We start from the raw sequence: 6,470 nt of genomic DNA on the forward strand, positions 1-6,470 counted from the left end.
CCGGCGCCGCCCTCGGCCAGCACGCGGGTGACGCCGCGGCGCGCGAGGGCGGCCAGCAGCGCGCGCAGGTCGAGCCCGCCCGACGGGTCGGCTGGCACGGTCTGCACGGCGACGCCGGCGGCGATGTAGGGCCCGAGCGCAGCGGGCGGATGGCCGGGCGCGGTGACGATGCAGGACGGCGCGGCGGTGGCAGTCGCGACCAGGCGTGCGGTGACGGGCGTGCGCAGGCGGGCGTCCGCCACGACGCGCAGCATGGGCACGCGCTCCATGCCCGGGATGCTGCAGGTGAGGTCGGGGTCATCCGCCAGCACGGTGCCGGAGCCGACCAGGATGGCGTCGTGGCGGGCGCGCAGCGCATGCACCTCGCGCCGCGCCTCGGGGCCGGTGATCCAGCGGGATTCGCCTGTCGCGGTCGCGATGCGGCCGTCCAGCGTGGAGGCGAGCTTCAGTGTGACGACCGGCAGGCCGGCTTCGATGCGGCGGAAGAAGCCGGCGTTGAGCGCACGCGCCTCGGCCTCGCAGAGGCCTTCCTCGACCACGATGCCGGCGGCGCGCAGGCGGTCGAGGCCTCGGCCGTTCACCCGCGGGTCGGGGTCGCGCATCGCGGCCACCACGCGGGCGATGCCGGCGGCTTCGAGGGCCTCGCAGCAGGGCGGCGTGCGGCCGTGGTGGGAACAGGGTTCCAGGGTGACATAGGCGGTCGCGCCACGGGCCTTCGTGCCGGCGCGGCGGATCGCCTCGGTCTCGGCATGCGGGCGCCCTCCCGGCTGGGTCCAGCCGCGTCCGACCACCTGGCCATGACGCACCAGCACGCAGCCGACCGCCGGGTTGGGCCAGGCATTGCCGAGGCCGCGGCGGGCGAGCCCGAGGGCGGCGCGCATGTGGTGGAGGTCGTCGGGGATCATGGGCTTCGGATGTGGTGCCCGGAACGGACTTCCCTCACCTGCCCGAAACGGGCGGCGCTGACCAGTCGGGACCGACATCCCGGAGCAACCGGCGCACGAGATCGACGAAGTGGCGCAGCACCAGAGACCCGGGTTCGCGTCGGACCGCCAGGTGCAATGGCACAGTCGGGCAATCCTGGGCAGGAAGGTCGCAATAGGCCACGCCGTCCATCTGCACGCGCCGCATGGAGGCCGGGACAAGCGCGATGCCGAGGCCCGCCGCGACCAGCCCGAGCGTCGAGGTGATCCGGGGCGCTTCCTGGCCGAGGCGCGGCGTGAAGCCGGCCCGCAGGCAGGCGGCGAGCGACGCTTCGAAAATGCCCGGCCCTTCGGCACGGGCGAAAGCGACGAAGCTTTCCTGTGCGAAGTCGGCCAGCGGCCGCGGGCTGCCCGCGTCGCACGCCAGCGCGTGGGTAGCGGGCAGAGCGACGACCAGGGGTTCGTCGATCAGGCGATGGAGGGTGAGGCGGGCGGTGTCCGGAAGCTCGGCACGGATAAAGGCCGCGTCGATCCGCCTCTCCTGCAGCGCCTGCACCGCCGGGCGGCTCAGGGCTTCCTCCAGTGTCAAGGTGACGCCGGGAAACGCCTCCCGATAGGCCCGGATCACGCGGGGCACGAAGGGGTGGAACGGCGCGGTCGGCGCGACGACCAGGCTGAGGCGCCCCAATTCGCCGCGCGCAGCACTGAGGGCCGACCGTTCGGCCTGGGCGAGGTGTGCGAGGATGATGCGTGCTTCCTCCAGCAGGACGCGCCCGCTGTCGGTCAGTTCCACCCCGCGAGGCTTGCGGCGGAACAATGGGGCGCCGAGTTGCGCCTCGATCGCCTTGATCTGCTGGCTGAGCGGCGGCTGCGCCATTCCGAGGCGTTCGGCCGCGCGCGTGATGTGGCCCTCCTCGGCGACCGCGACGAAGTACCGGAGTTGTCTCAGATCGAGTGGCATAGGTGGAACATATCGATTTCGTGGTTTTCCCCGAATGGTTCCGCCGTGTCCCGCCGGCCTATTTCGCAGCAACGGGCCGCCCCTGGCCTTCCAACGGCAGGAGATCATCCATGAGGAGCGAGCGTCGACTCGTCTTGACGGCGGCAGCGGCGGCGACAGTCGCCCTGATGCGCGCCGGCGCATCCCGCGCCGCCGGCTATCCCGCGCGCGAGGTGCGGATCGTGGTCGGATTTCCGCCCAATGGTCCGCTCGACATCGCGGCGCGCATCATCGCGCCGCCGCTCGCGTCGCGTATCGCCGTCCCGGTCATTGTGGACAACCGGCCCGGGGCGAGCGGCAACGACGCCACGCGCGGCGTGGTCCGCGCCGCACCCGATGGCGGAACGCTTCTGCTTTGCGGCCCCGTCAACACCATCAACACGACACTCTTCCCCGATCTCGACTTCGACTTCACGCGGGACATCGTCCCGGTCGCCGCGATCGCGCGCGTGCCGCTGATCCTCGAAGTCCACCCGGCGGTCCCGGTACGGTCAGTCGCGGAGCTGATCGCCCATGCGCGCGCCAATCCAGGCCGGCTGCGCGTGGCCTATGCCGGGCGTGGGACGCCGCAGCATGTGGCCATCGAGCTGTTCGCCCATATGGCAGGCGTGCGCCTGACGCTGGTGGCCTATCCGGGCTCGGCCCAGGCGCTGGACGACCTGCTGCGCGGGAATGCCGATGTGATGTTCGATCCGGCGCCGTCCTCGATGCCGCATGTCCAGGCCGGACGGCTCATCGCGCTCGCGACCACCGGGGCGACGCGGGCGGAGGTGTTGCCCGACGTGCCGGCGGTTGCCGAGGTGCTGCCGGGCTACGAGGGCGGATCCTGGTTCGGGCTGGGCGCGCCACGCGGCCTACCGGCCGACATCGCCGCAAGGCTGAATGCGGCGGTGAACGAGGCGCTTGCCGACGACGCCGTCCGCTCGGCGCTGGCGCGGCTCGGTGCGACTGCGACGCCAATGGCGGCCGAGGGTTTCGCGCGGTTCATAGCCGCGGAAACAGAGCGATACGCGCAGATCATCCGCATCGCCGGCATTCGGCTCGGGTGACGCGCGCGCGGCTCGAATAGCCGTGGGGGGGCGCCGGGCTAACGGATCACGCGCGCCAATTGCAACAACGACAGGAACGTCCCCGCCACATAGGTCATCGCCGCCGCGCGCAGCACCCGCTGCGTCGCGGAAAGGTCGCGTTCCGCCAGGTAGCCGCCCGCCCGCAGCGCGGGCAGCGCGCGGGCGAAGGACGCGTCGAATTCCAGCGGCAGCGTCACCAGTTGCAACCCAACCGACAGCACGAAGACCGCCAACGCCAGCAGCATCGAGGGCAGCACCAGGTGCCCCGCCCCGGCCACGGCACCCAGCAGCGGCAGCACGGTCATCAGCGCCACCGCCACAATGCGCAGCGGCGAGACGATGCGCGCCAGCGCGAGGCGCAGGTGGAACAGCCGCGCCCCGTCGCGATGCTGGACGGCGTGCGCGACCTCATGCGCCGCAACCGCGACCGCGGTCACCGACCGGCCATCATGGTGTTCGGGCGCGAGGCGCACCGCGAGCGCGGCCGGGTCGTAGTGGTCGCCCTGGTCGGTGGGTTCGACGGCGACATGCTGCAGCCCGGCCTCGTCCAGCAGGTGCCGCGCCAGTTCGCCGCCGGTGCCCGGCAGGTCCGGCCGGTCGTCGCCGTGCCGGGCCATGGCCCACTTCACATAGGCTATGGGCCCGAAGACCAGCAGCAGCAGGACCACGCCACCGGCGATGACCATGGCGGCCGATGTCAGTCCTTGCTGCCGAGCTCGCCGAGGAAAGCCTGGAAGTCCTTCGCCTCGCCGAAATTGCGGTAGACGCTGGCGAAGCGGACATAGGCGACCTGGTCGAGCTCGCGCAGGCTCTCCATGACCAGTTCGCCGATCTTGCGCGAGGCGATTTCGGTCTCGCCCTCGGTCTCGAGCCGGCGCTGGATCGAGTTGACGAGCCGCTCGATGCGGTCCTCATCGACCGGGCGCTTGCGCAAGGCCACACGGATGGACCGCGCCAGCTTCTCCCGGTCGAAGGGCGCGCGGCGGCCGTCCGTTTTCAGCACCGTGATCTCGCGCAACTGCACGCGCTCGAAGGTGGTGAAGCGCGCCCCGCAGGAAGGACAGGCGCGGCGGCGCCGGATCGCGGCACTGTCCTCGGCCGGCCGGCTGTCCTTCACCTGCGTGTCCTCGGAACCGCAGAAGGGGCACTTCATGGGGCCTGCCTCAATACACCGGGAAGCGGCGGCAGAGCTCCAGCACCTTGGCGGCGACCGCCGTCTCCACGGCGGTGTTCACGCCATCGGCGTTCGACGCCGCGGCACCGTCCAGCACCTCCCCGATCAGGCGGCCGACCTCGCGGAATTCCGCCGTGCCGAAACCGCGCGTGGTGCCGGCCGGCGTGCCGAGCCGCACGCCGGAGGTCACCATCGGCTTCTCGGGGTCGAAGGGAATGGCGTTCTTGTTGCAGGTCAGGTGGGCGCGGTTGAGCGCCGCCTCGGCGATCTTGCCGTTCAGCTTCTTGGGGCGCAGGTCGACCAGCAGCAGGTGGTTGTCGGTGCCGCCGGTCACCAGGTCGAGGCCCTGGGCCTTGAGTTCCTCGGCCAGCGCCTTGGCGTTGGCCACGATCGCAGCGGCATAGGCGCGGAAGTCCGGGCGGAGCGCCTCGCCGAAGGCGACGGCCTTGGCGGCGATGACATGCATCAGCGGACCGCCCTGGAGGCCAGGGAAGACGGCGCTGTTGAACTTCTTGGCGAGCGCCTCGTCATTCGTGAGGATCATGCCCCCGCGCGGGCCGCGCAGCGTCTTGTGGGTGGTGGTGGTCACCACATGCGCATGCGGGAAGGGCGACGGGTGCGCACCACCCGCCACCAGCCCCGCGAAATGCGCCATGTCCACCATGAACAACGCGCCGACCTCGTCCGCGATGGCGCGGAAGCCGGCGAAGTCCCAGGTGCGGGCATAGGCGGACCCGCCCGCGATGATCACCTTCGGCTTCGATTCGAGCGCGATGCGCCGGACCTCCGCCATGTCGATCCGCTGGTCCTCGCGCCGCACCGTGTAGGGCACCGGCTTGAACCACTTGCCCGACTGGTTGGCGGGCGAGCCATGCGTCAGGTGCCCGCCGGCGGCGAGATCCAGGCCCATGAAGGTGTCGCCGGGCTGCAGCAGGGCCAGGAACACCGCCTGGTTGGCCTGGGCGCCGGAATGCGGCTGCACATTGGCGAAGCCGCAGCCAAACAGCTGGCAGGCGCGTTCGATCGCCAGGCGCTCGGCGATGTCCACCGCTTCGCAGCCGCCGTAGTAGCGGCGGCCGGGATACCCCTCGGCGTATTTGTTGGTCAGCACGGAGCCCTGGGCCTCGAGCACGGCGCGCGAGACGATATTCTCGCTTGCGATGAGCTCGATGCCGTCCTGCTGGCGGGTGAGCTCCTGGGCGACGGCAGCGGCGATGGCCGGGTCGGCCTCGGCCAGCGAGGCGCCGAAGAAGCTGGCGGCGGGGGGGGCGGCGCCGTCGGGGGAGCGGGTCGGGGCGGGGGTCGTCATGCAGTCGTTTTTGCGCCGGGGGGGTCGAGCTTGTCCACCCGGCGTTGATGGCGCCCGCCCTCGAAGGGGGTGGCGAGGAAGGTGCGCAGGGCATCGAGGGCGGTCTCGACGCCGATGGTCCGTGCCCCGAAGCAGGCGATGTTGGCGTCGTTGTGGGCGCGGGTGAGGCGCGCCTCGGTCGAATCGTGCAGGACGGCGGCGCGGATGCCGGTGTGGCGGTTGGCGGCGATGGCCATGCCGATGCCCGAGCCGCAGACAAGGACGCCGAAGGGGGCTTGCCCGGCGGCGACGGCCCGCGCCACCTTGGCGGCGTAGTCGGGGTAGTCGACGGACTCGGCGCCGTGGGTGCCGAGGTCGATGACGGTGTGGCCTTCCGCTTCGAGGGCAGCCTTGAGGGCGAGCTTCAGGGGGAGGCCGGCGTGGTCGGAGGCGATGGGGAGGGCTTGCTCGGGCACTTGGCGTGATCCTGTCCATACTTAACTTGCGAAGCGTGCCTAAAAACGCGCTTCGCCCGGGCGGCTGCGGCTCGCGCTACCACATGGGACGATCACCCTTGCGGCGCGGCGGTGGACGGTGTTCATCGGCCACACCCCCATCGGCAGCTCGGTGGGGGCGCGAAGCGTCGCTAACCGGCCATTTCACATGAACACCGCCCCAAAGCGATTTGTCATATGCACGACTGCCCGGTCCGGTAGCAATCTCGTCTGTGACTATATCGCAATTACCGCAAGGCTGGGAAAACCAACCGAATTCCTCAATCCTGATATCGTGCGCCGCGGCGCCTATGGCAGGCGTTTCGACGCCCCTGAGCCGATATCGTTGACGGACTACGTGAAGTGGGTCGCCACCACGCATGCTACGCCCAATGGAGAGCTCTGCGAAACCTGCGTGATCGGCTGATGAAGATGTGGCGGTGTCCTGGAAGCGGCCTTGGGGGTCGTCTTCGAGCCCGCCGGTCGTGCGGTGGGCGCACCTCTCCCGTCAGGCGAGTAGC

Annotated in this window: 8 protein-coding genes; 2 read left to right on the top strand and 6 right to left on the bottom strand. The window is 70.9% G+C overall.

Features of this window, described 5'->3' with window-relative positions; translation table 11 throughout:
• On the bottom strand, window positions 1-905 hold a 905-nt coding region (gene ribD, locus HW578_RS21190; protein WP_232479176.1), incomplete at its 3' end, for a bifunctional diaminohydroxyphosphoribosylaminopyrimidine deaminase/5-amino-6-(5-phosphoribosylamino)uracil reductase RibD.
• 34 nt (window positions 906-939) lie between these two features.
• A complete protein-coding gene (locus HW578_RS21195) occupies window positions 940-1,884 on the bottom strand; it encodes a LysR substrate-binding domain-containing protein (RefSeq protein ID WP_198372704.1) in 945 nt (314 codons plus the stop codon).
• A gap of 110 nt (window positions 1,885-1,994) precedes the next feature.
• On the opposite strand from HW578_RS21195, the gene HW578_RS21200 reads away from it, so the two are divergent.
• Window positions 1,995-2,972, top strand: a complete 978-nt coding sequence (locus HW578_RS21200) for a Bug family tripartite tricarboxylate transporter substrate binding protein (RefSeq protein WP_198372705.1) — start codon at window positions 1,995-1,997, stop codon at window positions 2,970-2,972.
• Window positions 2,973-3,010: 38 nt separating this feature from the next.
• Here the strand turns inward: HW578_RS21200 and HW578_RS21205 are convergent, their stop codons facing one another.
• The 4 genes from HW578_RS21205 to rpiB are packed head-to-tail and all read right to left on the bottom strand — an operon-like array spanning window position 3,011 to window position 5,931.
• Window positions 3,011-3,679, bottom strand: coding sequence for a zinc metallopeptidase (locus HW578_RS21205; RefSeq protein ID WP_198372706.1), 669 nt, complete (start codon window positions 3,677-3,679; stop codon window positions 3,011-3,013).
• A gap of 11 nt (window positions 3,680-3,690) precedes the next feature.
• Complete coding sequence (nrdR, locus tag HW578_RS21210) at window positions 3,691-4,146, bottom strand: transcriptional regulator NrdR (RefSeq protein ID WP_198372707.1); 456 nt, start codon at window positions 4,144-4,146, stop codon at window positions 3,691-3,693.
• Window positions 4,147-4,156: 10 nt separating this feature from the next.
• Entirely contained in the window at window positions 4,157-5,476 is a 1,320-nt protein-coding gene (gene glyA, locus HW578_RS21215) for a serine hydroxymethyltransferase (RefSeq protein WP_198372708.1), read from the bottom strand.
• On the bottom strand, window positions 5,473-5,931 hold the full coding sequence (gene rpiB, locus HW578_RS21220; RefSeq protein ID WP_198372709.1) for a ribose 5-phosphate isomerase B: 459 nt from the start codon (window positions 5,929-5,931) through the stop codon (window positions 5,473-5,475). Before rpiB ends, glyA begins: the two co-directional genes overlap by 4 nt.
• A gap of 187 nt (window positions 5,932-6,118) precedes the next feature.
• Between rpiB and HW578_RS21225 the strand changes: the two genes are divergently transcribed.
• Window positions 6,119-6,376 (top strand): Stf0 family sulfotransferase, encoded by a 258-nt coding sequence (locus tag HW578_RS21225; RefSeq protein ID WP_198372710.1) that lies wholly within the window; start codon window positions 6,119-6,121, stop codon window positions 6,374-6,376.
• Window positions 6,377-6,470: the final 94 nt, after the last annotated feature.

The organism is Roseomonas rosulenta (genome assembly GCF_016106005.1).
GTDB classification, from domain to species: Bacteria; Pseudomonadota; Alphaproteobacteria; order Acetobacterales; family Acetobacteraceae; genus Neoroseomonas; species Neoroseomonas rosulenta.